The 21,959-nt window shown below is 68.0% G+C and carries 33 protein-coding genes and 1 tRNA gene; 13 read left to right on the top strand and 21 right to left on the bottom strand.

Features of this window, described 5'->3' with window-relative positions; translation table 11 throughout:
- Window positions 1-22: 22 nt before the first annotated feature.
- The 5 genes from BJ963_RS08685 to BJ963_RS08665 are packed head-to-tail and all read left to right on the top strand — an operon-like array spanning window position 23 to window position 3,493.
- A complete protein-coding gene (locus tag BJ963_RS08685) occupies window positions 23-859 on the top strand; it encodes a hypothetical protein (protein ID WP_179456006.1) in 837 nt (278 codons plus the stop codon).
- Window positions 860-899: 40 nt separating this feature from the next.
- Complete coding sequence (locus BJ963_RS08680; RefSeq protein WP_179456004.1) at window positions 900-1,409, top strand: GNAT family N-acetyltransferase; 510 nt, start codon at window positions 900-902, stop codon at window positions 1,407-1,409.
- Window positions 1,410-1,418: 9 nt separating this feature from the next.
- Complete coding sequence (locus BJ963_RS08675) at window positions 1,419-2,000, top strand: P-loop NTPase family protein (RefSeq protein ID WP_218857047.1); 582 nt, start codon at window positions 1,419-1,421, stop codon at window positions 1,998-2,000.
- Between the two features lie 7 nt (window positions 2,001-2,007).
- On the top strand, window positions 2,008-2,760 hold the full coding sequence (locus BJ963_RS08670) for a class I SAM-dependent methyltransferase (protein ID WP_179456002.1): 753 nt from the start codon (window positions 2,008-2,010) through the stop codon (window positions 2,758-2,760).
- 34 nt (window positions 2,761-2,794) lie between these two features.
- Window positions 2,795-3,493: a GNAT family N-acetyltransferase gene (locus BJ963_RS08665; RefSeq protein WP_246298220.1), complete on the top strand. Its 699-nt coding sequence runs from the start codon at window positions 2,795-2,797 to the stop codon at window positions 3,491-3,493.
- On the opposite strand, the gene BJ963_RS08660 is transcribed toward BJ963_RS08665, so the two are convergent.
- The 3 genes from BJ963_RS08660 to BJ963_RS08650 all read right to left on the bottom strand — a co-directional run bounded on the left by BJ963_RS08660 (window position 3,490) and on the right by BJ963_RS08650 (window position 5,497).
- Window positions 3,490-3,939, bottom strand: coding sequence for a GNAT family N-acetyltransferase (locus BJ963_RS08660; RefSeq protein ID WP_179455998.1), 450 nt, complete (start codon window positions 3,937-3,939; stop codon window positions 3,490-3,492). The genes BJ963_RS08665 and BJ963_RS08660 overlap by 4 nt on opposite strands.
- A 110-nt stretch (window positions 3,940-4,049) precedes the next feature.
- The gene (locus tag BJ963_RS08655) at window positions 4,050-4,877 is read right to left on the bottom strand and encodes a phosphotransferase (RefSeq protein ID WP_179455996.1); all 828 of its coding nucleotides are present in this window, start codon (window positions 4,875-4,877) and stop codon (window positions 4,050-4,052) included.
- Window positions 4,878-5,014: 137 nt separating this feature from the next.
- Window positions 5,015-5,497: a hypothetical protein gene (locus BJ963_RS08650; RefSeq protein ID WP_179455988.1), complete on the bottom strand. Its 483-nt coding sequence runs from the start codon at window positions 5,495-5,497 to the stop codon at window positions 5,015-5,017.
- Between the two features lie 58 nt (window positions 5,498-5,555).
- Here BJ963_RS08650 and BJ963_RS08645 point away from each other — a divergent pair, with 58 nt between their 5' ends.
- Window positions 5,556-6,074, top strand: coding sequence for a GNAT family N-acetyltransferase (locus tag BJ963_RS08645; protein WP_343037245.1), 519 nt, complete (start codon window positions 5,556-5,558; stop codon window positions 6,072-6,074).
- Window positions 6,075-6,112: 38 nt separating this feature from the next.
- On the opposite strand, the gene BJ963_RS08640 is transcribed toward BJ963_RS08645, so the two are convergent.
- Entirely contained in the window at window positions 6,113-6,520 is a 408-nt protein-coding gene (locus tag BJ963_RS08640) for a hypothetical protein (RefSeq protein ID WP_179455987.1), read from the bottom strand.
- 190 nt (window positions 6,521-6,710) lie between these two features.
- Window positions 6,711-7,205 carry an HAD-IA family hydrolase gene (locus BJ963_RS08635; RefSeq protein ID WP_246298014.1) on the bottom strand — a complete coding sequence of 165 codons (495 nt, stop codon included), beginning with the start codon at window positions 7,203-7,205 and terminating at the stop codon, window positions 6,711-6,713.
- 246 nt (window positions 7,206-7,451) lie between these two features.
- Here BJ963_RS08635 and BJ963_RS08630 point away from each other — a divergent pair, with 246 nt between their 5' ends.
- Together BJ963_RS08630 and BJ963_RS08625 are read left to right on the top strand one after the other, a co-directional pair.
- Window positions 7,452-7,616, top strand: coding sequence for a hypothetical protein (locus BJ963_RS08630; protein ID WP_246298013.1), 165 nt, complete (start codon window positions 7,452-7,454; stop codon window positions 7,614-7,616).
- An 11-nt stretch (window positions 7,617-7,627) separates the two neighbouring features.
- Entirely contained in the window at window positions 7,628-7,843 is a 216-nt protein-coding gene (locus tag BJ963_RS08625) for a hypothetical protein (protein ID WP_179455983.1), read from the top strand.
- A gap of 115 nt (window positions 7,844-7,958) precedes the next feature.
- Here the strand turns inward: BJ963_RS08625 and BJ963_RS08620 are convergent, their stop codons facing one another.
- From BJ963_RS08620 to BJ963_RS08605, 4 genes are read right to left on the bottom strand one after another with little or no spacing between them, the layout of a single operon-like run.
- Window positions 7,959-8,729 (bottom strand): ABC transporter permease, encoded by a 771-nt coding sequence (locus BJ963_RS08620; protein WP_179455981.1) that lies wholly within the window; start codon window positions 8,727-8,729, stop codon window positions 7,959-7,961.
- Window positions 8,726-9,547: an ABC transporter ATP-binding protein gene (locus BJ963_RS08615; RefSeq protein ID WP_179455979.1), complete on the bottom strand. Its 822-nt coding sequence runs from the start codon at window positions 9,545-9,547 to the stop codon at window positions 8,726-8,728. The genes BJ963_RS08620 and BJ963_RS08615 overlap by 4 nt, the downstream gene beginning before the upstream one ends.
- On the bottom strand, window positions 9,544-9,912 hold the full coding sequence (locus tag BJ963_RS08610) for a DUF1048 domain-containing protein (RefSeq protein WP_089909104.1): 369 nt from the start codon (window positions 9,910-9,912) through the stop codon (window positions 9,544-9,546). The genes BJ963_RS08615 and BJ963_RS08610 overlap by 4 nt, the downstream gene beginning before the upstream one ends.
- Before the next feature lie 2 nt (window positions 9,913-9,914).
- Window positions 9,915-10,244 (bottom strand): PadR family transcriptional regulator, encoded by a 330-nt coding sequence (locus BJ963_RS08605; protein ID WP_089909106.1) that lies wholly within the window; start codon window positions 10,242-10,244, stop codon window positions 9,915-9,917.
- 137 nt (window positions 10,245-10,381) lie between these two features.
- Between BJ963_RS08605 and BJ963_RS08600 the strand changes: the two genes are divergently transcribed.
- Window positions 10,382-10,454, top strand: a tRNA-Arg gene (locus BJ963_RS08600).
- A 116-nt stretch (window positions 10,455-10,570) separates the two neighbouring features.
- Here BJ963_RS08600 and BJ963_RS08595 read toward each other — a convergent pair.
- Window positions 10,571-10,996 (bottom strand): response regulator transcription factor, encoded by a 426-nt coding sequence (locus BJ963_RS08595; protein WP_179455977.1) that lies wholly within the window; start codon window positions 10,994-10,996, stop codon window positions 10,571-10,573.
- 90 nt (window positions 10,997-11,086) lie between these two features.
- Here BJ963_RS08595 and BJ963_RS08590 point away from each other — a divergent pair, with 90 nt between their 5' ends.
- The gene (locus tag BJ963_RS08590; protein ID WP_179455975.1) at window positions 11,087-11,251 is read left to right on the top strand and encodes a hypothetical protein; all 165 of its coding nucleotides are present in this window, start codon (window positions 11,087-11,089) and stop codon (window positions 11,249-11,251) included.
- A 36-nt stretch (window positions 11,252-11,287) separates the two neighbouring features.
- Here the strand turns inward: BJ963_RS08590 and BJ963_RS08585 are convergent, their stop codons facing one another.
- From BJ963_RS08585 to BJ963_RS08570, 4 genes are all read right to left on the bottom strand, one after another.
- A complete protein-coding gene (locus BJ963_RS08585) occupies window positions 11,288-11,494 on the bottom strand; it encodes a hypothetical protein (RefSeq protein WP_179455973.1) in 207 nt (68 codons plus the stop codon).
- 63 nt (window positions 11,495-11,557) lie between these two features.
- A complete protein-coding gene (gene arfB / locus BJ963_RS08580) occupies window positions 11,558-11,995 on the bottom strand; it encodes an alternative ribosome rescue aminoacyl-tRNA hydrolase ArfB (protein ID WP_179455971.1) in 438 nt (145 codons plus the stop codon).
- A gap of 45 nt (window positions 11,996-12,040) precedes the next feature.
- A complete protein-coding gene (locus tag BJ963_RS08575) occupies window positions 12,041-13,174 on the bottom strand; it encodes a hypothetical protein (protein WP_179455969.1) in 1,134 nt (377 codons plus the stop codon).
- 83 nt (window positions 13,175-13,257) lie between these two features.
- The gene (locus BJ963_RS08570) at window positions 13,258-13,818 is read right to left on the bottom strand and encodes a dihydrofolate reductase family protein (RefSeq protein ID WP_179455967.1); all 561 of its coding nucleotides are present in this window, start codon (window positions 13,816-13,818) and stop codon (window positions 13,258-13,260) included.
- Window positions 13,819-13,913: 95 nt separating this feature from the next.
- Between BJ963_RS08570 and BJ963_RS08565 the strand changes: the two genes are divergently transcribed.
- Window positions 13,914-14,141 carry an RNA-binding S4 domain-containing protein gene (locus BJ963_RS08565; RefSeq protein ID WP_089909134.1) on the top strand — a complete coding sequence of 76 codons (228 nt, stop codon included), beginning with the start codon at window positions 13,914-13,916 and terminating at the stop codon, window positions 14,139-14,141.
- 18 nt (window positions 14,142-14,159) lie between these two features.
- On the opposite strand, the gene dinB is transcribed toward BJ963_RS08565, so the two are convergent.
- Both dinB and BJ963_RS08555 read right to left on the bottom strand, forming a co-directional pair.
- Complete coding sequence (dinB, locus tag BJ963_RS08560; protein ID WP_179455965.1) at window positions 14,160-15,356, bottom strand: DNA polymerase IV; 1,197 nt, start codon at window positions 15,354-15,356, stop codon at window positions 14,160-14,162.
- Window positions 15,357-15,469: 113 nt separating this feature from the next.
- A complete protein-coding gene (locus BJ963_RS08555) occupies window positions 15,470-15,676 on the bottom strand; it encodes a hypothetical protein (protein WP_089909143.1) in 207 nt (68 codons plus the stop codon).
- A 397-nt stretch (window positions 15,677-16,073) separates the two neighbouring features.
- Here BJ963_RS08555 and BJ963_RS08550 point away from each other — a divergent pair, with 397 nt between their 5' ends.
- Window positions 16,074-17,504, top strand: coding sequence for an FAD-dependent monooxygenase (locus BJ963_RS08550; RefSeq protein ID WP_179455956.1), 1,431 nt, complete (start codon window positions 16,074-16,076; stop codon window positions 17,502-17,504).
- 6 nt (window positions 17,505-17,510) lie between these two features.
- Here the strand turns inward: BJ963_RS08550 and BJ963_RS08545 are convergent, their stop codons facing one another.
- Both BJ963_RS08545 and BJ963_RS08540 read right to left on the bottom strand, forming a co-directional pair.
- Complete coding sequence (locus BJ963_RS08545; RefSeq protein WP_179455954.1) at window positions 17,511-18,131, bottom strand: methyltransferase domain-containing protein; 621 nt, start codon at window positions 18,129-18,131, stop codon at window positions 17,511-17,513.
- A gap of 202 nt (window positions 18,132-18,333) precedes the next feature.
- Entirely contained in the window at window positions 18,334-19,419 is a 1,086-nt protein-coding gene (locus BJ963_RS08540) for an epoxide hydrolase family protein (protein ID WP_179455952.1), read from the bottom strand.
- 86 nt (window positions 19,420-19,505) lie between these two features.
- Here BJ963_RS08540 and BJ963_RS08535 point away from each other — a divergent pair, with 86 nt between their 5' ends.
- Window positions 19,506-20,120 carry a DnaJ family domain-containing protein gene (locus BJ963_RS08535; protein ID WP_179455950.1) on the top strand — a complete coding sequence of 205 codons (615 nt, stop codon included), beginning with the start codon at window positions 19,506-19,508 and terminating at the stop codon, window positions 20,118-20,120.
- A 10-nt stretch (window positions 20,121-20,130) separates the two neighbouring features.
- Here the strand turns inward: BJ963_RS08535 and BJ963_RS08530 are convergent, their stop codons facing one another.
- The 3 genes from BJ963_RS08530 to BJ963_RS08520 are packed head-to-tail and all read right to left on the bottom strand — an operon-like array spanning window position 20,131 to window position 21,946.
- Window positions 20,131-20,838 (bottom strand): hypothetical protein, encoded by a 708-nt coding sequence (locus tag BJ963_RS08530; RefSeq protein WP_179455949.1) that lies wholly within the window; start codon window positions 20,836-20,838, stop codon window positions 20,131-20,133.
- Entirely contained in the window at window positions 20,835-21,359 is a 525-nt protein-coding gene (locus BJ963_RS08525) for a DUF6114 domain-containing protein (RefSeq protein ID WP_179455947.1), read from the bottom strand. The genes BJ963_RS08530 and BJ963_RS08525 overlap by 4 nt, the downstream gene beginning before the upstream one ends.
- Entirely contained in the window at window positions 21,350-21,946 is a 597-nt protein-coding gene (locus BJ963_RS08520) for a DUF6230 family protein (RefSeq protein ID WP_089909158.1), read from the bottom strand. Before BJ963_RS08520 ends, BJ963_RS08525 begins: the two co-directional genes overlap by 10 nt.
- Between the last annotated feature and the right edge of the window lie 13 nt (window positions 21,947-21,959).

Here is a 21,959-nt window from a genome sequence, read left to right as displayed (position 1 = left end):
GGGCAGCCGTTATGCTCACGGCATGACGGAACCCAGTTCCTCGGACACCTCCAATGAACCGAGGGTGCTCAGTCAGCACGAGCTGAACCCCGCAGGCCGCCTCTACCTCTATCTCTCCCACGTCGGCGGCCGCGCCGGCAACGAGAACATGGCCGACTGTGTCGCTTCATGGGTAAAGGTTTCTGTCTCAGACCTGCCCGCCCTCTACTCCACTGCTCAATCCATAGCGACGCTAAGCGTCTTAGCGTCGAAGTCGGTCACCACCAACAGCCAGTTGCCCGGAGCCAAAGCCGCCGCTGAGGAACTGGCGAAGGTGGACACCGCGCTCCGATGGGGCGCGGTGTTGCAGGGTCAGGTCGATGCCTTCCGCAACCAATACGACGCAGGCACTCTTCGTGTGCTGGAGATGTGGAGCGAGACGCTGAACCAGTCCCAAGGCTCAAGCCTCGCTTCGACCCAATCGGGCATTGAAGAGGTGAGGATCGCGCTGGCGGACCTCGCGGGGGTGCTGCGTGACGACGAGTCCATCGACGAGCGCGTCCGATCTGCGCTCCTAAAACACGTCAACCTGCTGACCTCGAGCATCGACCAGTTCTTCGTGGGCGGTGTTGACGCGCTACTGACGGAATTGGATCGCTTGCTGGGGTTGATCGTCCGTGATGGCAGCGTCCGTGTCGAGGTCGGAAAGAAGAAGCGGGTGAGGGAGGCAGTCGAGCGGGTCATGGTCGCGGTCGGTCTCGTCGCTAACGTCATCAGCGCCTCTCACACCGCGGCTATCGACATCGGCGGGTTTCTCGCACTCGAGTCCGCCCCCTCGTCGGTGGTAGCACCGGCACTTCAGCTTGACCCGACGGTGTGAGGACACAAGCGCCAGCCAAGCGACGTCGTATCGTGACGGAATGGACGACATCGAGGTTCGGCCGGCGCTACCCGAGGAATGGGCGGCTGTCGGAGGTCTCCGCTGGGATTACCTGCAGGAGTTAGAGGGTGAGGCCGACGCTTCGCGAGATTCGTTCGCAGCACAGTTCGCTGCCTGGGCGGCCACGCACACCAGTCATCAATGCTTCGTGGCAGTCAGCCCGGGTCGCGTCCTCGGCATGGCCTGGCTCGCCGTCACCGACCGCGTACCGAGCGCGCGCAAGTTTGAACGAGCATCAGGCGATCTCCAATGTGCCTACGTCGCGCCCGACCAGCGCAACCGTGGAATCGGAGGCCAGCTCATCGAAGCTGTTCTGGCGCGTGCCGCCGAACTCGGGCTCGAGCGGGTCACCGTACACAGCAGCCCACGTGCTGTTGCTGTTTATGAACGGCATGGTTTTACATCTGACGACGACCGGCTGCTCCACGCGTTCATCGCGCCTACCGACATCTTCGCCGCTAGGAAGGCGGGCCCGCCCGCAGTCAGGTAGCGTCCGCTCGTGAAGGAGTCGAACACCGGCCAAATGCCCTGCCTTGCCGATCTGGGTGAACGCATTTGCATCCTGGGGCCTTCCAACAGCGGAAAATCTACGCTCGCCGTCGCGATCGGGATGGCCGCGGAACTACCCGTCATTCACCTCGACGTGCTGCGCCATATCCCCGGATCCCAGTGGGTCGAACGTGACGCCGATGACTTCGGCCGGCTTCATGAGGCCGCAGTCAGACGGGAGCGTTGGGTGATTGAGGGCAACTACTCAACGTGGCTGCCGCAGCGCCTCGATCGAGCCACTGGTCTGATCGTGCTGGACGTCTCAACCGGAGTCAGCCTTGCCCGTTATTTCCGCCGAACCCTGTTTGAGTCTCACCGTCACGGCGGGCTCCCCGGCGTCGCCGACCGCCTGAATCTGCGGATGATGCGCTGGATTATCGAGGAGACCCCGCGCAACAGGGCCCGCTACCGCGCCACGGCGGAATCTACTGAGCTCCCCGCGATCCTTCTACCAACCAGGCAAGCCCTCCGCGAGTTCTACCGTTCCGAACACCTGCACGCTCCAGTGGACGCCGACGGGCGGATGCCATGATGGGCGAATGAGCGACAATGACTCGTCCACCGTCGTCGACGGCAACGAACCCAGCGAGACGGCATACGACCGCATCGCCGAAGGCTATGCGCAGCTGAACGCATCCAGCCTGATGAACGAGTTCTACAACCGACCTGCGATCATCGAGCTTGCAGGGGACGTCGAGGGGCGACGCATCTTGGACGCAGGTTGCGGTACGGGCCCCATCCTGGCTGACCTGCGCGACCGCGGTGCGGAGGTGGTCGGCATCGACTCAAGCGCGCAATTGCTACAGCACGCGCGGGAGCGGCTTGGGAGTAACGTCGACCTCCGCGTCGCCGACCTTGCCAGCCCGCTCCCTTTCGAGGACGACGCGTTCGACGACATAGTCGCGTCGCTAGTTCTCCACTACATGCCGGACTGGGGCCCCACCCTTGCAGAGTTTCACCGGGTCCTCCGACCCGGCGGTCGGCTCATCGTCTCAGAGGAGCATCCAGCCGCAGTGTTCCTGGCGGACAAGCTCGCCGGTAAGGATCGCGAGTATTTCGGTATCCACAAGCGCCTCGAGAATTGGGACTTCGGCGAGCAGTCCGCAGAGCTCATCTTCTGGGATCGGCCGTTGCACGCCATGACCGACGCTTTCGCGGAGGCGGGCTTTCGCATCTCCGTCATCAGCGAGCCCGGTCCGGCTGCGGAGGCGTTCGAGCGCTTCCCGGAGCTCAAGGACCGCCCCAGTGGGCGGTTTCTCGCGTTCCTCTTCTTTGTGCTCGAAGCATGCTGACGAACGGCCAGTCGGGAGGGCTGGCTTGGTTCAGATGAAGCCGGCGACGGAGGCGCGAGTCGATAACTACTGGGCTGAGGTCTTTGAGGTGGAGTCCGCTCGGGTTTGGGAGCCGGGCATCCGCACGACGTGGACGAAGGACCCCTGGCCCGGCGTGTACGTGCTGGTCCGACCCGGCGTGGTGCGTCTTCGCGCTCCGCGCCCTGAACGGGCGAAGCTCGAACCGGTTTTCCGAACGATCACCGCCGAGGGCGCACTCAACACGCGACACTGGCAGAACGCCCTGGCTGCGTTTTCGCCGCAAGTGCTAGGACCCGCGATTCACTCGTACCGGAGCGACCCTGTGGCGCGGGACTCCTGGGATATTGAGTTGGTATCCGAGCCAGACCTCGCTTTGTTTGCACGCGAAGCGGAGGACGGAGAGTTTGAGGAGTCGGGCTTAGCCAACGCCACCCGAGTGTTCGGTCTTCGGGAGCACGGGAAGCTCGCCGCTGCCACCGGTCTGAGCGCCTGGATGAATGAGCCGTCGGATGTCGGGGTGCTCACCCTCCCGTGGGCCCGGCGAAGGGGCTACGGCCAGCTGGTGGCAGCGGCTGCCGTGAACGAGGCAATCGCGCTGGCAGGCATCGCCCGCTGGAGGAGCCTGGCGAACAATGCGGCGTCGCGTTCTCTGGCGCGATCGCTCGGGTTCGAAGACCGCGGGGAGAACATCGGGATCCGGCTGAGCTTCTAGTTGTTGAACTCCGTTGGCCTGAACCGCATCAGGACGGAGTCGCGCCGCTCGAAACCGACGGACTCGTAAAGGTGAATGGCCGAGGCCCGGGAGGGACGGGACGTCAGGTCGAGGGTACGCAGCCCGCGCTCCCGCGCGAGCTGGATAATCGCAACGAGCAGGCTTCGGGCGATCCCTTTACCGCGCTGCGTGTCATCCACCACGACGTCATCGACGTGCCCGCGCCAGCCGGTCGGGAGGGGGAAGGTGGCGAGGGTCGCCATTCCGACGATCTCTCCGCCGACGCGTGCGACAAAGAGGTTGAGTCCGGGATGGTCGAGCATCGCCAGCATCCGGTTGCGGTCGTAGCCGGCGGTGGACGAGAGTAGCGGAAGGAGGCGCTCCACGGCATCCAGATCGGTGGAACTCAGCGTGGATGCGACCTCGATGTCAGCTGCAGCCTTCATGCACACAACGCTACCCGGAGCTCAAAACCCGTCAGCCCGACCACGTCAACATGCTACGGGTCGCGCTCATCGAAGACGCGCGTGATCCAGCAGCGTAGAAGCGTGAGGGATCAGCTGCACACCCTTTTCGCGTGGCGCTCGCGGATCCATGCGGTGGCCTCGTTAGCTTCCGCCGCTTGGAATGCACGGAGGAATCCCATTCTCGGTGGTGCCGGCTGGAAGGAGCCGAGACGGAACATGCCGGCAAGGCCGGCGAGCACCCCGTCGACGGTTGTCGGATCAACACCGCTGAACAGTTCGTGACTCGTGAGCGCGTCGGTCCCGGCGAAGCCGTGGTAGCGGGCGTCGAGCAGCAAGCACAGTCCGTCGATCCACGGTTGACCGATGCACGCCCATGCCCAATCAACGAGGTGAGGCTGGCCTCCGGCGTTGAAAAGGATGTTGTCCAGTCGGGTATCCAGATGAACGAGTCGCGTGCCGGTGAGTAGTGGCAGAGCAGAAATGGCAGCGTCGGATAGGCGGCTCGCGTTCTCAAGCTCCCAGCGGCCGAGCCTGTCACAGTATTCGGCGGCGAGAATCGGCCATTGTGTGAAGTCCACCGACTCCGTCAGCTTCGGCAGGGGAAGCTCGTTTGCCTCGGGCGACGCTGCCAGTAGGTCGAGAACCGCGACAAGGTGCTCCTCGGACGGTGGTTGAGCGTGGGATCCGTCTATCTCCTCGGAGACTAGGGCGAACCATCCGTCCGCTTCTGCGGAGCCGATGAGTGCAGGCGCTGATGTTCCTGAGGGCAGGACGGACAGCACATCAGCCTCCCGGGAATACAGGGAGGCTGCCGCGCCCAAGCTGTGCGGCGCCGCCTTCACGAACGCACGACGGCCAGAAATGGTGCTGACGCGGGCAGCGACGCCCGGCGAGAAACCACCGGTCTGCTCGTCCACGGTGTCGATATGCGACCCGAGAAGTGCAGCGATCCGGTGCAGCAAGGGTGCTGGAACGTCCGCCCACGGGATGCGGTCGCTAGTTTTCAAAACGGTCGCCCCTCCTTTCCTTCCGCTTGGGCCGGACATTTCGTTTCTCAGTGCCCACTATGCGCGGCTTTCGATGCGACTATCGCTTTGGCCGGTTCCGGCCAGCCGTCCCAGCCACGCAGGTACAGCCGGTAGGTGTCTCCGATGCGGAGTGACCGGCCGACCCGTTGCGCGGCCTCGTCGGGGAACCGTTCCCCGTTCCGGGTCACTTGGAAGGCCCCGCACTGGGCGGTGCCGATCTTCCAGTCGGTGCCGAGGAAACCGCTCTTCGAGTACACCGGGTGATGGCTCGTGGAGGTGATCGTGCAGACCGCCTGCGATTGTACGTTCCACCAGACGCCGTCGACCGCCAGGAAGGCCATAACGAGCAACACGATGGTGAACGCGAAGCCAGCCATGATGAAGCCGAACACTCCCAGACGTCGCCGAGCTGGGGTGACCGGCGGTTCCGGCGGCGTCGGGTGATGCTCAGTCAGCGGGCGTGATTCGAACCCGTCCTGTATCCGCTCCGCCAGCGACTTCCGCCCCATGTGCCCTCCGGGAGAGATGGTAGCGGGCGCGCATCGAGTTCTAGCTAAGCTGAGCGTCGTGGGGGAGGTCGGTGACGTCGCGTTGTCTCGTGAGCCGGTCGTTGTCCGGCAGGCCCAGGCGGCTGATACGGCGTCCATGGCTGAGGTTCACGTGCGGTCGTGGCAGGAGACGTATCGCGGCGTGATGCCCGATGCCGTCCTCGACGACCCAGACGCTGTCGCTCGACGGACGCGTTTCTGGAACACGGTGCTCACGGACAGTCGCTTCTCGGATCGGGTCGCAGCTGTCGCCGAGGTTGGCGGTGCCATCATCGGCATTGCGATGGCTCAGCCGTTGTTATCGGCTGAACCGCAGCAGCTTCATGTGCTCTACGTCCTACGAACGCACCACGGAACCGGGGCAGGTGCTGCGCTCCTGGACGCGGTGTTGCGCAGTGACAAGCCGGCCAGTCTGTGGGTTGCGGACCCCAACCCGAGGGCTCAGGCGTTCTATCGGAAGCACGGGTTCGTCGCCGACGGTAACGCCAAGGACGAAGACGGCGTTCGAGAGATACGTCTCCGGCGTGCATCGAGTTGACGTCTCGGTTCCGCAGCCGACACCGATCGCAGCCGGGCTCAAACTGAGGCGCAGGCGCTGTCGCGCGCCGGAATGAGCTCGTCGATCACGTTGGAGAGGGCATCCGGCAGCTGCTCTAGCGTCGACTTCTGGTCGGCTCCGCTCAACAGCTTGACCTGCGCGTCGAGTTTGTCTGTCACCGCGCGGACTCGGGCGTGCGCAGGGGCTTCAGCTTTCAGCGAGTTGTCGATCCCGGAAAGCCAGGCGGCTGCGCCCGCGGCGTCTCCGTGATCCAGACACCAGGACCGCAGCGCCTCCAGGTTGGTGACGACTGACCGCAGATTCAGGCAGCTGGTTTCTACACCTGCCGCGCGGCCGCTCGGCTCGGTGGAGCAACCAGCCAGGCAGATAGCCACCAACAACGCGGCGATAGCCACTCCTGTTGAAGCGCGGGCGCGCAGTTTCATGATTCCCCCTGTCTACGGTGACATCCATCGCGATCATACTGATCCACATTCGTTTGGCCGTTTTCACTGCTCGATGCGGCGGAAGCGGTTCGCTCGCGAGTCGTACTTTCATCTCGAACACCGGTGAGTTCAATCACGAATCGGGTGACCCATGATCGTTGGCTGTGACGGCTGCCCCGAGCGGTCGCGACTATCTCAGATAATCCACGTCTGACTCATCCAGGAACAACTCAATAGCCCGAATGGTCGTCTTCGTATCGACATGTAGATGAGCGCGGACTCCTAGTTCGGCCGCAGCGTCGGTGTTTTCTCCGACGTTGTCTATGAATAGGACGTCGTTGGGGCTCGCGTCCATGTGAGTGAGTGCGATGCGGAAGGCGTCGCGATCCGGCTTCGTGACCCCGATCTCGTGGCTATAGCAGATCGGATCGAAAAGGTCCGAGAAACCGAAGCGTCGCTCTTCCTCCTCTCGAGCACCATCACCCGAGTTGGAGAGTATGGCGAGGCCAACTGTCTCGCGAAGGCCACGTAGATATTCGAGCAGCTCTTCGTTTGCCACCCCGCAGTATTCGTCCCAGAAATCCGACTGCATCTGAGCGAGGAGGTCATCACTCGCCCCTACAGCTTCGCCAATGCCTCGCCAGTAAAGCTCGGCCACGCCGGTGCGGCGTGTGGCATCAGGCAAGTCAGCTCGTTGATGCGTTGCCTGAAGTCCTCTGCCGTCATGCCAAGCGCTGGTGCCCATCGAGACGCGAACGCATCGGGACGAGCGTCGTCATCGACGGTTTCCAGGACTCCGCCAACATCAAGCGGGAGCCAACGTCGGGTTGAGTCCACTGGCTTGCTCATGCTCACATACTGCCTCACGCTCGGGAGCGTTCGGTCGGGAAGTACGGATCTCTAGTTCAGATAATGCTTCCGCTGCAACAACGTGAAGTCCGACCGCCTGCTCAGCGAGCTGGGCTGGAAGCTCCCGTTCGAGCTGAAGGAGCCACACCTGAACATGGCGTCCCTGATCAGCATGCGCTGGAACGACCCCAACTGGGAGGAGTTCACCGAGCCCTGGCGCCGCCACGAGCTGCAGCTGGCCGGGTGAGCCTCTTCGTCATGGATATCGAGCAGTTGTGGCCGACGCTGTCGGAAGCGACGAGGGCGTGGCTGATCGCCAACAACGGGGATGCCGTCCCTGAGCCGGTGGCGGACGAGGTCGTCGCGGCCGGCGGGGTTCTGACCGAAGGCTCCGCGGAGGATGACGAGGACGGCCTGTATCTCTCCGATGAGGAGACGGATTGGATCGAGGCGGTCGCAAACGGCGAAGGGTGACGCAGCATCTCGACGGCCCCGTCCCGGCGGCGGGCGAAGGGCGGCTTAACGGCCGAAGCGGAAGGCCCTCGTGGGAACCTTCCGTTCGGCGCCGGGGCCGGCAGCGTGACCCCGGTCAGCCCGCGGTGACCTTGCGGCGGTAGATGACCATCGCGAAGGCGTACGCGATGACGAGGATGCCGACGAGCCAGGCGAGGGCGATCCAGATGTCCCCTCCGACCGGCTGCTGCTCGAACAGTGCGCGGATGGTGTTGACGATGGACGTCACCGGCTGGTTCTCGGCGAACCAGGCGACCGGTCCGGGCATCGACGTCGTGGGGACGAACGCCGAGCTGATGAAGGGCAGGAAGATCAGCGGGTAGCTGAAGGCGCTGGCCCCATCCACCGTCTTCGCCGAGAGCCCCGCGATGACCGCGAGCCAGGTGAGGGCGAGGGTGAAGAGGATGAGGATGCCGGCGACGCCGAGCCAGGCCCACACCGATGCTCCCGTTCGGAAGCCCATGATCAGCGCGACCCCGATCACGACCGCCATCGAGACGATGTTCGCGACGACCGACGTGAGGACGTGCCCCCACAGCACGCTGCTGCGGGCGATCGGCATCGACTGGAACCGCTCGAAGATCCCGCCCTGCAGGTCGAGGAACAGCCGGTACGACGTGTACGCGACCCCGGAGGCGATCGTGATGAGCAGGATGCCCGGCAGCAGGTAGTTGACGTACGAGCTGCTGGAGCCGGTGTTGATCGCGCCGCCCAGCACGTAGACGAACAGCAGCATCAGGGCGATCGGCGTGACCGCGGTGGTGATGATGGTGTCGGGGCTGCGCAGGATGTGGCGGAGCGAGCGCCCGGTGAGCACACCGGTGTCGCTGAGAACGGTGGCGGTCATCGTGCTTTCCTTCCTGTGGCGGCCGCGCCCTCGGTGCGGTCGGTGGTGGTGTCGGTGTTCTCGTCTCCCGTGTCGCCGACGAGCGCGAGGAAGACCTCTTCGAGCGTCGGCTGCTTCTCGACGTATTCGACCTTCGCGGCCGGGAGCAGCCGCTTGAGCTCGTCGAGGGTGCCGTTCTGGATGATCGTCCCCTTGTGGAGGATGGCGATCCGGTCGGCGAGCTGCTCCGCCTCGTCGAGGTACTGCGTGGTGAGCAGCACCGTCGTGCCCTGGCCGGCGAGGCGCTTGACCGTCTCCCACACCTCGATGCGCGCCTGCGGGTCGAGTCCGGTGGTGGGCTCGTCGAGGAAGATGATCGGCGGGTTGCCGATCAGGCTCATCGCGATGTCGAGCCTGCGGCGCATCCCACCCGAGTAGGTGGACGCCTTGCGCTTGCCGGCGTCGGTGAGGGAGAACCGGGCGAGCAGGTCGTCGGCGATGCCGCCCGGGTCTTTCAGGTGGCGCAGCTTGGCGACGAGGATGAGGTTCTCGCGCCCGGTGAGCACCTCATCCACCGCGGCGAACTGCCCCGTGAGGCTGATCGCGCCGCGGACGTCGCCGGGCTTGGCCGCCACATCCACCCCGTGCACGGTGGCGGTGCCGCCGTCGGCGCGGAGGAGGGTGCTGAGGATGCGGACGAGCGTCGTCTTGCCTGCTCCGTTCGAGCCGAGCAGGGCGAAGATGGTGCCCGCCTGCACGTCGAAGTCGACCCCGCGGAGCACTTCGACATCTTTGAACGACTTCTCGATGCCGCGGACGCTGATCGCGGGTGCGCTCATTTCTTCTCCTCCTGTTCCGCCTCCTGGACCGCCTTGATGAGGCGGGCCCGCTCCTTGTCGATCCACTTCACGCCGCCGTAGGACTCCGTGTAGGTCTCGGCGAAGTCGATCGGGTCGCCCCCGACGAGCTCGCTGATCGGCGTGCCGTCGATGGCCGCCCGCTCCCACATGTCGGCGAAATCGGAGAGCATCGTGACGAGCGTGTCGCCGTCGGTGATGCCGCCGTTGTACATGAAGTACCGCTCGAACGCCTTCGCGGCGCCGCGGTACGGCTCCGGCAGGGCCTGCACGCGGGCCTTGTACTGCCGGTACTGCTTCTTCTGCTCGAGGGATCCGGTGATCGTCTCGATCCACTTCGCTGCCATGATCAGTTGTCTCCTTCGTGGAGCTGTTCGATCCGTTCTGCGAGGAAGCTCCACGTCCTCCAGAACTCTTCGAGGTAGTCACGACCCCGGGCGTTGAGGGTGTACACCTTGCGGGGCGGCCCCTTCTCGGATGGAACCTTCTCGACATCCACGAGCCCACGCTGTTCGACCCGGACGAGGAGGGCGTAGATGGTGCCCTCCGCGATGTCGGCGAACCCCTGGTCGCGCAGCCACGCGGTGATCTCGTACCCGTACGCGGGCCGACGCGACAGGATGGCGAGCACGATGCCCTCGAGCGTCCCCTTGAGCATCTCGGTCTCTTGCTTGCCCATGGGACCCTCCTTCCTGCTTGCTAGTCAGTGTTGCTGATTACCGGTACATAGTAAGCATGAGTACCGGTAGTTAGCAACACTGAATAGCAAGATTTTTTGCGAGGGGGATGCGCGGCGTTCGCTAGACTCGACGGGCCAGCCTCTGTAGCTCAATGGAAGAGCAGTTCCGTCCTAAGGAAACGGTTGGGGGTTCGAGTCCCTCCAGGGCTGCTCCGGGTGATGCCAAGAGTTCGAGGGATCGTGCGCACCGACCGCCCGTGGATCGGGCGTTGCTCTATGTCCGGGCCGCTATATGAGCCGCGGGCCCCGACCTCGACACCACGCCCTCACCGCCTACCCACCCACCGCTCGATCCTCCGGTGGTCCGGCGTGAAGCCGTGCTCCACGCCCCACAGCACCGCCTGCGTCCGGCTGCTGGCGCCGATCTTGCGGTAGACGCTGCGGATGTGCGACTTGACCGTGTTCGGGCTGAGGTAGGTGAGCTCGGCGACCGCCGCGTTGCTCTTGCCCTGCGTGATGAGGGCCAGGATTTCGGACTCGCGGTCGGTGATCCCTTCTTCCTTCCCGGGCCAGTCGAGTTCCTCGGCGCTGCGGGCTCGCGCGGGGGAGTTGCTCACCACGATCTGGCCGGAGTTCACGGATTCGAGGGCGGCGACCAGCTCCGGTGCCGTGAGGGTCTTCGAGAGGTAGCCGTGGACGCCCTCGAGGGCGATCGTGAACGGCTTCGTCGCTCCGTCCGGGGCTGCCGACATGGCCGCACATTACACCCCTAGGGGTGAGGCGCCCCCTCCTCGCCGGTGGTTGCATGGAGCCATCAACCCCCGACCAGAAAGGGTCAACTGATGAACATTCTGCTGATCGTTATCGCCGTGATCGCCATCGTCCTCCTGCTCACGGGAGGGTTCGTCTCGTCGCTGAACTTCCTGCTCTGGGTCGGGATCGTCCTCCTCGTCATCGCGGCCATCGTCTTCCTCGTCCGGATGCTCACCGAAAGCCGGCGCGTCTGAGACAGGCCAGGCCGGGCCGGGCCGAGCCGGGCGTCGTCAGGTGCCCGAGCCCCGGCGCCGGCGCAGCAGCGCGACGAGGATCAGCACGACTCCGACGATGAGCACGAGGGGGCCGATGGTGCCCCACAGCGGGGATCCGCTCATCACGGAACCGCCGAGCACGTTCAATCCCTGCAGCGTCCACAGCAGTCCGATGAGGACGAGCACGATGCCGAGGATGAGGAACAACCACTTCGCTTTCACGATGCGAGGGTACGTCTCAACTCGTGATCCGTGGGTGCTGCGTCGGGATGCGGGCGGGCCGCCTCAGTCCTGAGGAGGGCGACGCAGGCGCTTCACGTCGGTGCGGCGCTTCTTCGCATCCAGCCGCCGTTCCCTGGCCCCGCGGCTCGGCTTGGTCGGTCTTCGCGGGGCCGCCGGCGGGCGGAGGGCGTCGGCCACGAGGTCGGCGAGCCGGGCGCGCGCGGCTTCGCGGTTTCGCAATTGCGCGCGGTGCTCGGATGCGGTGATCGTCAGCTTCCCGTCGACGATGCGCCCGCTCAACCGCTCGAGGAGCCGCTCCCGCTGGAACGGCGCGAGAACGGCGGAGCCCGCCACATCCCACACGAGTTCCGCCCGGGAGTCGGCGGTGTTCACTCGTTGGCCGCCGGGACCGGATGACCGCGAGAACCGCCACGACAGCTCGGACTCGGGGATCGTGAGTCCGGCGTCGACGCGAAGGCCGGGACGGTGGGCGGCGGGCATGCGTCCATCATCCCCTGAGTCATGGCCGTGGACGCCGCCAGCGGCTCAGGGGCGCCAGCGCAGCTCGATGATCTGGTGCGCGTCGCTCAGGTAGAAGATGTTCTGGCTGCCGTTGTCCACCTCCACGAAACCGGCGGGGTCTCCCCACACGGCCGGGGCGCCGAGGCGGCTGCCGATGTCGTTGACGTGCCAGCCGCCGGCGCTCCACCACAGCTCGTGGATCATCGAGTCGGTGCCGGTGTAGAAGACGTGCTGCGTGGCCACCGGCTGGAACAGTCCCGCCTCGAACGCGTAGCAGGCGAGGCTCCCGCCGAGCTGCGCGGGCGTCGCTGCCGACGCGGCGACGCTCAGGTCGTTGTGGTGCCAGCCGTCGGTGCTCCACCACAACTCGTGGATGTGCCCGTCGAGTCCGATGTAGTCGACGTGCTGACTGCCCTCACCGCGGAACACGTAACCGTGGACGGTCTCCGAGTCGGAGACGCCGGGCGCACCGGTCGCCGCCATGAGGTCGCCCCAGTGCCATCCCGTCGCATCCGCCCAGTATTCGAGGATGTGGCCGCCGCCGGGTACGTCGCTGTCGGTGTGGACGAGCACGTGCGCCGTGCCCTGGTGCTCGAACGAGTAGCCGGTCGGCGCGGAGATGACCGAGCAGAGCGGTGCGCCGGTGGCGGCGCTCAAGTCGTGGTCATGCCAGCCGCTCCCGGCGTTTCGAAGCTCGTGGACATGGCGGTCCCGGCCCTGGTAGACGACCCGTTGCGCGCCGTCGTAGGAGGTCTCGAAGCCGAACGGCTGCGTCAATGTAAGGGGCGCCCGCGCCGCGGATGTCAGGTCGTTGGCGTTCCAGCCGTCGTCCTCCGTGTACCAGAGCTCGTGCACGTGACCGTCGAACCGCACTCCCTGGTAGACGACATGCTGCGAGCCCTGATGGGCCCAGATGTAGCCGGATGCGGTGGTCGCGACCTCCGCTCCGCCCGCCTCCGCGACGAGGTTCTTGACGTTCCAGTCGTCGCTCTGGCTGCTATACAGCTCATACAGCTGGCCGTCATCGCCGTCCTGGTACGAGAAGCCCTGGTAGACGACGTGCCGGGTGAACTGCGCGAACAGCCACGCGGTCGGCCGGTACACCGCGAGTCCCGCGCCCGCGGTCGACGTCGTCAGATTCTTGAGTCTCCATCCCATGATGCCGTCCCCCTCGGTCGACGCCTTCAGGGTACGACCGGGAACCCCGACGGTGGCCCCCCGAATTCCAGAGGCCGCTTCCGCTACTCCCGCGGCCGGTACCGCATCGCGGTTACCCCGGACCGGAACTCCTGCCGATCGATGAGTTCGAGGTGGATGTGCTCCCGCAGCCCGTCGAGCAGGCGCGGCCCGTGCCCCGCCAGGATCGGCTGCACCACGAACACGTACTCGTCGATCAGTCCCAGATCCGCGAGAGCGAGCGGGAGCGTCACCCCGCCGACGAACAGGCCGTCGCCGGGCTGCTGCTTGAGCCGTTCGACCGCCTGGCCGAGGTCGCCGCGCAGCCGCTCGGCGTTCCAGTCGGGCTCGGTCAGCGTGCTCGACACGACGTACTTCTGCGCGCCGTCGATGGCCTCGGCGAAGGGGATCTGCCAGTCCAGCATCCACTCGGGCCATGCGCCGGTGGGCGGTCGCCGCCACGCGGACTCCATCATCTGGTAGGTGACCCGGCCGAAGAGGAGGGCGTCGGCCCGCTCCAGCTCGGCGGTCCAGTAGCGCATCGACTCCTCGTCGGGCGGAAGCCCGGCCTCGTGATGGCAGCAGCCGTCGAGCGTGACGTTGATCGCGTAGCGGAGCGGTCTCATCCCGGTGTCTCCCTTGATGCACGAGGTGGATGCGCGAGGCGCGTTCTCACCGGGACCGTACTCCCTGGATGCCTGCGGTGGGTTAGCCTTTCGGGATGAGCGACCCGACATCCATCGACGACATCTCGATCGGTGGCGACGGCATCCGCCTCGGCCAGTTCCTGAAGTTCGCCGGGCTGCTCGACTCCGGCGGCAACGTCAAAGAGGCCATCATCGACGGCTACGTGACCGTGAACGGCGAGGTCGATCGCCGCCGCGGACGCCAGCTGCAGCTCGGCGACGTCGTCACGTTCGAGGGGCGCAGCGTCCGCGTCAGCCCATAAGGGCGCCCGCGGGATCCGTCATTCGTGCTCCGGCAGAAGCGGCGTGGACCAGCCGGGGTCGCGACCGAGTTGCGCGGCACGGGCGACCGAGGCGGCGCCGAAGCGGTCGCGGACGGCGTCGAGCACGGTGTCGAGGCGCGCTCCGTCCTCCCAGTCGATCGGCAGCTCGGGCTGGAAGGTGTCGGACCGTCCCAAGTGAGACAGCGAGACACCGATGAGGGTGATCCCGCGCTCCGCGATGTCCGGCTGAACGGAGGCGACGAGCGCTCGCGCGATGGTCAGCAGCACGGAGGTGCGGTCGGTCGGGAAGCCGAGCGTGCGCGACCGCGTGGCCCTCGTGAAGTCGCCGAAGCGGAGGCGCAGCACGACCGTGCGGCAGGTGCGGTCGCCGTCGCGGAGCCGGCGGGCGAGCCGGTCGATGATCTGGGTGAGGATGAGGTCGAGCTCCTCGGCCGTGCGCGGGCGGCTTCCGAGCGCGCGCTGGGAGCCGATGGATCCGCGTCGCTTCGTGGCGTTGACCGGACGCGGGTCGCGGAGCCGGGCCAGCGCGTGCAGGTGCGCGCCGGCCGCCCGGCCGAGCAGCCTCTCGGCGGCGGACTCCTCGAGCTCGGCGAGCTGGCCGACGGTGCGGATGCCGAGTCGGTGCAGCTTCTCGGCGGTGACGGCGCCGACGCCCCACAGGCGTTCTACCGGGAGCGGAAGGAGGAACTCCTGCTCCCGCTCCGGCTCGACGAGCAGCAGGCCGTTGGGCTTGCTGACGGCGCTGGCGACCTTGGCGAGGAACTTGGTGCGAGCGATGCCGACCGAGATGGCGAGGCCGACCTCGGTCTGGACGCGTTCCCTCAGTCGTGTCGCGATCTGCTCGGGCGTGCCCGCGATGCGCCGGAGCCCACCGACTTCGAGGAAAGCCTCGTCGATCGACAGGCCCTCGACGAGCGGGGTGGTGTCGCGGAAGATCGCGAACACGTCCTTGCTCGCTGCGGAGTACACGTCCATGCGCGGAGGGACGACGACGGCCTCCGGGCACAGGTCGCGTGCCTGCCGGCCGCCCATCGCGGTGCGCACCCCGCGCGCTTTCGCCTCGTAGCTCGCCGCCAGCACGACCCCGCCGCCGACGATGACCGGGCGGCCGCGCAGCTCCGGCGCATCCCGCTGCTCGACTGAGGCGTAGAACGCGTCGAGATCCGCGTGCAGCACTGTCGCCTCGCCTCGCATCCCGCCCTCCGGTCGTCCGAACCTTCAGGGAGATGGTCGCAGGGACCGCGGACATCGGCCGCAGCGCAGAGGGCTCGGCGGGACCGCGGCGGTCGCCGCGCCGCCGACCGGACTCACGGAAGGTACCGCAGCCACTCCTGCCTCGACAGCCGCACTCGGCGGCCACGGTGGTCGACGATCCACTCGTCGAGGGTGGACGAGATGTAGACCGCGATGATCGTCTCGGCGGTCCATTCGTCGCGTTCGCGCGTCCACCGGATCAGGTGGAACTCCGCCCCGCGGCGCGGCGTCAGCCCGATGGGCAGATCGATGTAGGTCATATCCGCTCCTTCGTTGGACCCGTGCCGGCCGGCGGTCCCGAATCGCCGGCCGGCACGGGCTTCACATCACTGCACGAGGCACGCTAGGGCGGGGAGAGAGGGGGCGGCGTCATCCGGAAAGGGTGAAGTTGCATGCATACGGTGCGATCGGCGCCGGGCGCACGAGGCGGCCACGCTCGCCCGCATCCGCTCTGCCGGTACGGGTTAGTCGTGCGCGGCCTGCGCAGGCTGCAGATCGACTGCTCGCGGAGGAGTGGCGGCCGGACGCGGCGGGCTGACGTCCCCCCTGCATTTCCAGGATACCGGTCGGGCGGGGGCTTGCGGCAAGGCCCACCCCATCCAGCAGAATGGCTGGTCGCACGAGAGATCGTGGCGCGGACGGTGGAAAGAGGATGACGTGATCGACGTGATCATCAGCGGGGGCGGCCCGACCGGGATGATGCTGGCGAGCGAACTGCGCCTGCACGGCGTGGAGGTGCTGGTGCTCGAGCGGGACGCCGAGCCGACGACGGCGGTGCGGTCGCTCGGCCTGCACCCGCGCAGCATCGAGATCATGGACTCGCGGGGGCTGCTCGACCGCTTTCTCGCGGTCGGCACGACGTATCCGGGCGGCGGGCGGTTCGCGGGCATCGCGAGCGCGCGGCCGGTGCACCTCGACACGACGCACGACTACATCCTCGGGATGCCGCAGCCGGTGACCGACCGGCTGATCGCCGAGCGCGCTGCCGAGCTGGGGGCGCTGGTCCGGCGGGGCGAGAGGGTGGCCGGGTTCGAGCAGGACGCGGACGGCGTGAGCGTCGAGCTCACGTCGGGGGAGCGGGTGCGCGGCCGCTGGCTGGTCGGTTGCGACGGCGGGCGCAGCCTGGTGCGGCGGACGCTCGGGATCGGCTTCCCGGGCGAAGCGGCGACCACCGAGTGGATCCTCGGCGAGGCGGAGGCGACGGCACCGGCGGACGAGATCGCGGCGATCGCCGAGGAGGTGCGGAAGACGCACCGCGGCTTCGGCATCGGGCCGAACGGAGAGGGGCTGTATCGGGCGGTGGTGCCCGCGGCGTCGGTCTCCGAAGACCGCTCGATACCGCCGACGCTCGATGAGTTCCGCGCGCAGCTGCAGGCATACGCCGGAACCGACTTCGGCATCCACTCGCCCCGCTCGATCACGCGGTTCACGGACGCGACGCGGCTCGCCGAACGCTACCGCGTCGGGCGCGTGCTGATCGCCGGGGATGCGGCACACATCCACCCGCCGCTCGGTGGGCAGGGGCTGAACCTCGGCATCCAGGACGCCTTCAACCTCGGCTGGAAGCTCGCGGCGGAGGTCGGTGGATGGGCGCCCAACGGTCTGCTCGACACGTACTTCACCGAGCGACACCCGGCCGCGGAGGACGTGCTGACCATCACGCGCGCGCAGAGCGAGCTGATCGCGCCGGAGCCCGGGCCGCAGGCGGTGCGCCGGCTGCTGACCGAGCTGACGGACGTGGACGGCGTCGGCACGTTCCTCGGCGCCAAGGTGGCCGGGATCGCGGTGCGGTACGACGTCGGCCAGGGGCCGGCGGACTCCGGCCTGCTCGGGCGGCGGCTGCGCGACCTCGGCCTGTCGCACGGCCGGCTCTACGAGCACCTGCACGACGGGCGCGGCCTGCTGCTCGACCAGACCGGGGCGCTTACCGTCGGGAGATGGTCGGGGCGGGTCGACCGCGTGGCGGACGCGAGCGACGAGCTCGACGCTCCCGCGGTGCTACTGCGCCCCGACGGCCACGTCGCCTGGGTGGGCGACGACCAGCAGGCGTTGGACGCGCACCTCGCGCGGTGGTTCGGTTCGGTGTGACGCCGGTCAGGATTCGGACGGGAGCGTCAGCTCGGCGATGAGGACCTCGTCGGCGCCGTCCGTCCACGTCTCGGTGCGGGCGATGCCGAAGCCGGCCGGCGCGGCCGTCCTGGCGAGATGCTCGATGGAGTCGAACGGCGTGTGGTCGATGAAGGCCTGCGGCGGGGCGGAGCGGTGGCGGCTGGGATCGAAGGCGAGGAAGGTCGCGGTGACGGCACGTCCGCCGGGACGGAGCACGCGCGCCCACTCGGCGATGGCGGCGCCGGGATGCGGGAACAGCTGCAGCCCGGTGACGCACGTCACGAGATCGAACGCGTCGTCGCCGAAGGGCAGCCGGGTCGCGTCGGCGACGAGGAGCTCGGCGTCCGGACGGTGCCGTCGGGCCTCCGCGATCATGCGCGGGGACAGGTCCACGCCGGTGGCGGCGCCCGCGTAGCCGCGGTCGCGCAGCGCACGCAGCACCAGACCGGTGCCGGTCGCGACATCCAGCACAGCATCCACGCCGTCCAGGTCGACGAACGAGGCGACCGCAGCCGCGAGCGCCCGGTGCATCGCGCTGTCGTCGTAGGTGGGCGCGCGATCGTCGAAGCGCTCGCGCACGGCCCTCAGATGGTCGTCATCGGTCACGGCCGCCAGCGTACCGAGGTCGCGCGTCTCGAGCGAGATCGGCCGGTTAAAGAAGGTGCGGCGGTCGGCTCACCCGAAAAAAGCCGACCGCCGCGCACCGGGAACGCAGTACAGCTGCCCGCCCCCTGCGGTTCAGCCTGCCATCCGTTGCTTAGTGCACACAGTAAAGGGCTTTCCCGGATTGTCAACGGGTCGGCGGAGGTCAGTTCCGGATGTTCACCTCGAGTTCACGCACGATGCGTGCGACGGCGTCCGGCGCCTCCCACGCGGTGAAGTGCCCGCCGCGCTCCAGCCGCTCGAACGACCGGATGTCGGTGTAGCTCTTCTCGGCGAGCGAGCGCGGGTAGCCGGCCTCGTGCCGCTGGACCACGATGGCGGCGGGCACCTCGATCAGCGGGTGCAGCTCGTCGTCGTCCGGCGATTCCCGGTACGGCCGGAAGCTGGTGCCGATGGAGCGCGTGACCCAGTAGAGCGCCGCATTCGTGAGCACGTCATCCACGTCGAACGGCTCCAGACCCTCCCCGTCGCTCCAGGCGGCCACCTTCTCGGCGATCCAGGCGAGCAGGCCGCTGGGGGAGTCGATGAGCGCGGCGGCGAGGGTGTCGGGACGCGTGCCCTGCTGGTGGGCGTAGCCCGACTCCTCGGGGCGGGCGACCGACCGAAGGAACTCCTTCTCCTCCTCGGTCAGCTCGACGCCCGGGCGGGAGCGCGCAGAGAAAGAGGCGTGCGGTGCGATGATCCCGGCGACCGACTCGGGATGCGCGCCCGCCAGCCAGTCGCTGACGCCGGCGCCCACATCCTCGCCGTAGACCAGGTAGCGGTCGTACCCCAGCTCGGCGGTCATCAGGGCGTTCCAGCGGTGCGCGACGCCCGGCGACGAGAACGGCTCCGGCAGCACGGCCGAGTAGCTGTAGCCCGGCAGCGAGGGGATGACGACGTCGCGCTCCTCGGAGAGAAGATCTGCGAGGTCGAGCATCGAGGCGAACGAGTACGGCCAGCCGTGCGTCAGCACGATCGGGAGGCCGGTCCCGCGGCGGGCGGGGAGGCGGACGACGTGCACATCGCAGCCAGCGAGGTCGACAATCCGCTGTTCGTAGCCGACGAGCCGGCGCTCGAAGGCACGCCAGTCGTACCCGCTGCTCCAGCGGTCGACGAGGGCCGCCAGGATGCGGGGCGGGATGCCGTTCGACCACTCGGGACCGGGCGTCGGCTCGGGCAGGATGGTCGCCTCCAGCCGCCGGCGCAGGTCGTCGAGCACGGGCTGCGGCACGTCGATGCGGAACTCCATGGGGTGACGCTAGCGCCTGCCGCCGACACCGGCGGAGGCCGGCTCCGACCCGGTGCGGTGTCGGCAGCGCGGCGTAATGTGGAGGCATGGCCCGCAACCGCGACGAGACCCGTCGCGCGCCTCGCGAGTCCGACCCGCTCGTGGAGGCCGCGCGGTACCGCCTGCGCCGAGACGCGGAGGCGCGCGGAGAGCCGGTGGAGGAGTCCAACCCCGGCCAGCCGACGATGGAGCAGCGCGCCCAGATCGTGGAGACGGCGATCCAGCAGGCGATGCGCCGCGGCGACTTCGACAACCTGCCCGGCGCGGGCAAGCCGCTCCCCGGGCTCACCGGCACGCACGACCCGGACTGGTGGATCCGCCGCAAGATCGAGCGCGAGCAGCTGACGGGGCTGGGCCCGCCCGCCCTGCTGCTGCGCACGGAGGATGCCGAACTCGACGCGAAACTCGACCGGCTCGCGTCGGAGAGCAGCGTGCGCGAGCAGCTCGAGAGCTTCAACCGGCGCGTGATCGAGGCGCGCCGCCAGCTGCAGGGCGGCCCGCCCGTCATCACCCGCACGCGCGACGTCGACGAGGAGATCGCCCGCTGGCGGCAGCGACGCGACGAGCGCATCCGGGAGGCGGATGCGCGGCGGCGAGCCGAGCAGGAGGCGTACGCGGCGCTCTCCTGGCGCGAGCGACGTCGGCTGCGCCGCGGGCGCTGAGCGCGGCCGGCTAGTCCGTCAGGTGCTGGTGCGGGTTGGTGAAGTGGATGCTGTCCGCCGTCACCCCGACGAGCCCCAGCGTGACCCGGAGCAGCTGGGGCGGCAGGCCGTCCGCCGGGGGAGGAGTCGCCGCGCCGAGCGTCAGCGTCTTCCCGTCCGGGCCGGTCGCGGTCACCGAGTCGAGGTAGACCTGCACGTTCCCGCGCAGGGCCATCTGGTCGGCGGTCGTCGCGAGCTTGGGGCCGGTCTCCTTGCGGACAGTCAGGCTGAAGCCGTCGATGGTGATGCTGTCGGCGGAGATCTTGAGCACCGGGATGCGGCTGCCGTCGGCGAGCGGGACGGTCACGACGCTGATGCCGCGGAGGCCGGAGAACGAGAGCGACTGGCTGCCCAGCTGCGCGGGCGGCTGGGTGAATACCGGGGCGCCCGCATCCGGGGCGGCCGGGGTCGCCGGTGCGGACGGGGCGGGGGTGGGGGAGCCGGGCGCCGCAGGGGCTCCGGGTGCACCAGGGATCGGCAGGGTGGGGACGCCCGGGATGCCGGTGGCGGTCGGCGTGGGAGACGGCGTCGGCGTCGGCGAGGTGCACGGCATGATGATCGGGATGCACAGCGCGGCGGGGGCCGCGGTGGGCACCCGGGCCGCGCCGAGCCCGGCGAGGGCGGCGGCGATGCACGCGACCAGCGCGCCCGCGACGATGCCGGAGCGGCCCCGCCTCATGCGGTCGTGCCTTCGACGGTGTTGTGCTGGGCGGCGGCGGGCCCGGCTGCATCAGTCTCCGCGGCTTCCGCGTCGGCCGCCTCCGTGCCCGCCGCGTCCACATCGGCCTTCTTCGGCATCCACGCGACGGTGAGGATGCCGCCGATGCTGCTCAGCAGCATCCCGATGAAGAACCCGCCCAGGTTCACGCCGACGAGCGAGTAGACGGCGACCGCGAGCGCGATCACGCCGTAGAAGATGCGGTGCGCGGGCATCGCCAGCACCAGGATCCCGAGCAGCACCAGCAGGATCGGGATGATCGTCGCCTGCAGCCCCTCGATGCCGAGCTGCACGTGGATCTTGCCGATGTCGAGCTGGCCGGAGAAGAACATCTCGACGCCGCCGAGCGCCGTCAGCAGGCCGCCGACGAAGGGGCGGCTGCGGCGCCACGCCCGGAAGCGTGCGCGGCCGCCCGGCGCCTCCGACTCGTCGGCGGGCGGGATCGGGCCGTTCGCGTGCGCGCGGGCCACGATCAGAAGCATCCCTTCGAGCCGTCGGTCAGCTGGACGTGCATGCCGTTGAGGGTGAAGACGGAGGCCTGGGTGCTCCACGCGGTCTGCTGGAGGTTTGTGATCGTGACCGTGTCCGCATCCTGTGCGAAGTCGCCCGCTGTGCCTTTGGCGGCGGTGTTCACGGTGGAAGCGTCCACGCCGATCCGGATGTTGTGGAACTCGGAGTCGCCCTTGAGGTCGGTCATGCCGATCTGCAGGTCGGAGGCCGAGGCCGGGGTCCCGCCGCCGCCCGCGGTGATCAGCATCCCGACCTTGCCGAGCGGGGTGTCGGTGACGACGGCCTGGCAGAGATCGGAGAGGGTGGCGGACTTGATGTTGGCGATGGCGACCTGGTGCTCCTTGCCCGCGGTGTCGGGAGCGACGCCCGCGTACTGCGAGAAGCCGGTGCCGTCGAGCTTGGTCGCGCTGATCTGGAACTGGCTGCCGGAGACGGCGAACGAGACGGGGACTGCGCCCTGGGCGACGCCGGTCATCAGCACGGTCGAGACGAGGGCGACGGGGACGGCGGCGAGCACGATCCGTCCGGCGTGCGACCCGGCGAGCTTTCGGAACTTCATCGATCCTCCTGTT

This window comes from Leifsonia soli (assembly GCF_013408745.1).
GTDB classification, from domain to species: domain Bacteria; phylum Actinomycetota; class Actinomycetes; order Actinomycetales; family Microbacteriaceae; genus Leifsonia; species Leifsonia soli.
This window is presented reverse-complemented; position numbering and strand designations above follow the sequence as displayed.

Excerpts from the sequence above, each read along its gene's own strand:
- BJ963_RS08685 (WP_179456006.1), top strand. The coding sequence starts at position 23 with ATGACGGAACCCAGTTCCTCGGACACCTCCAATGAACCGAGGGTGCTC.
- BJ963_RS08680 (WP_179456004.1), top strand. The coding sequence starts at position 900 with ATGGACGACATCGAGGTTCGGCCGGCGCTACCCGAGGAATGGGCGGCT.
- BJ963_RS08670 (WP_179456002.1), top strand. The coding sequence starts at position 2,008 with ATGAGCGACAATGACTCGTCCACCGTCGTCGACGGCAACGAACCCAGC.
- BJ963_RS08665 (WP_246298220.1), top strand. The coding sequence starts at position 2,795 with ATGAAGCCGGCGACGGAGGCGCGAGTCGATAACTACTGGGCTGAGGTC.
- BJ963_RS08660 (WP_179455998.1), bottom strand. The coding sequence starts at position 3,939 with ATGAAGGCTGCAGCTGACATCGAGGTCGCATCCACGCTGAGTTCCACC.
- BJ963_RS08650 (WP_179455988.1), bottom strand. The coding sequence starts at position 5,497 with ATGGGGCGGAAGTCGCTGGCGGAGCGGATACAGGACGGGTTCGAATCA.
- BJ963_RS08640 (WP_179455987.1), bottom strand. The coding sequence starts at position 6,520 with ATGAAACTGCGCGCCCGCGCTTCAACAGGAGTGGCTATCGCCGCGTTG.
- BJ963_RS08625 (WP_179455983.1), top strand. The coding sequence starts at position 7,628 with ATGGATATCGAGCAGTTGTGGCCGACGCTGTCGGAAGCGACGAGGGCG.
- BJ963_RS08620 (WP_179455981.1), bottom strand. The coding sequence starts at position 8,729 with ATGACCGCCACCGTTCTCAGCGACACCGGTGTGCTCACCGGGCGCTCG.
- BJ963_RS08615 (WP_179455979.1), bottom strand. The coding sequence starts at position 9,547 with ATGAGCGCACCCGCGATCAGCGTCCGCGGCATCGAGAAGTCGTTCAAA.
- BJ963_RS08610 (WP_089909104.1), bottom strand. The coding sequence starts at position 9,912 with ATGGCAGCGAAGTGGATCGAGACGATCACCGGATCCCTCGAGCAGAAG.
- BJ963_RS08605 (WP_089909106.1), bottom strand. The coding sequence starts at position 10,244 with ATGGGCAAGCAAGAGACCGAGATGCTCAAGGGGACGCTCGAGGGCATC.
- BJ963_RS08595 (WP_179455977.1), bottom strand. The coding sequence starts at position 10,996 with ATGTCGGCAGCCCCGGACGGAGCGACGAAGCCGTTCACGATCGCCCTC.
- BJ963_RS08590 (WP_179455975.1), top strand. The coding sequence starts at position 11,087 with ATGAACATTCTGCTGATCGTTATCGCCGTGATCGCCATCGTCCTCCTG.
- arfB (WP_179455971.1), bottom strand. The coding sequence starts at position 11,995 with ATGCCCGCCGCCCACCGTCCCGGCCTTCGCGTCGACGCCGGACTCACG.
- BJ963_RS08575 (WP_179455969.1), bottom strand. The coding sequence starts at position 13,174 with ATGGGATGGAGACTCAAGAATCTGACGACGTCGACCGCGGGCGCGGGA.
- BJ963_RS08570 (WP_179455967.1), bottom strand. The coding sequence starts at position 13,818 with ATGAGACCGCTCCGCTACGCGATCAACGTCACGCTCGACGGCTGCTGC.
- BJ963_RS08565 (WP_089909134.1), top strand. The coding sequence starts at position 13,914 with ATGAGCGACCCGACATCCATCGACGACATCTCGATCGGTGGCGACGGC.
- dinB (WP_179455965.1), bottom strand. The coding sequence starts at position 15,356 with ATGCGAGGCGAGGCGACAGTGCTGCACGCGGATCTCGACGCGTTCTAC.
- BJ963_RS08555 (WP_089909143.1), bottom strand. The coding sequence starts at position 15,676 with ATGACCTACATCGATCTGCCCATCGGGCTGACGCCGCGCCGCGGGGCG.
- BJ963_RS08540 (WP_179455952.1), bottom strand. The coding sequence starts at position 19,419 with ATGGAGTTCCGCATCGACGTGCCGCAGCCCGTGCTCGACGACCTGCGC.
- BJ963_RS08535 (WP_179455950.1), top strand. The coding sequence starts at position 19,506 with ATGGCCCGCAACCGCGACGAGACCCGTCGCGCGCCTCGCGAGTCCGAC.
- BJ963_RS08530 (WP_179455949.1), bottom strand. The coding sequence starts at position 20,838 with ATGAGGCGGGGCCGCTCCGGCATCGTCGCGGGCGCGCTGGTCGCGTGC.
- BJ963_RS08525 (WP_179455947.1), bottom strand. The coding sequence starts at position 21,359 with ATGCTTCTGATCGTGGCCCGCGCGCACGCGAACGGCCCGATCCCGCCC.
- BJ963_RS08520 (WP_089909158.1), bottom strand. The coding sequence starts at position 21,946 with ATGAAGTTCCGAAAGCTCGCCGGGTCGCACGCCGGACGGATCGTGCTC.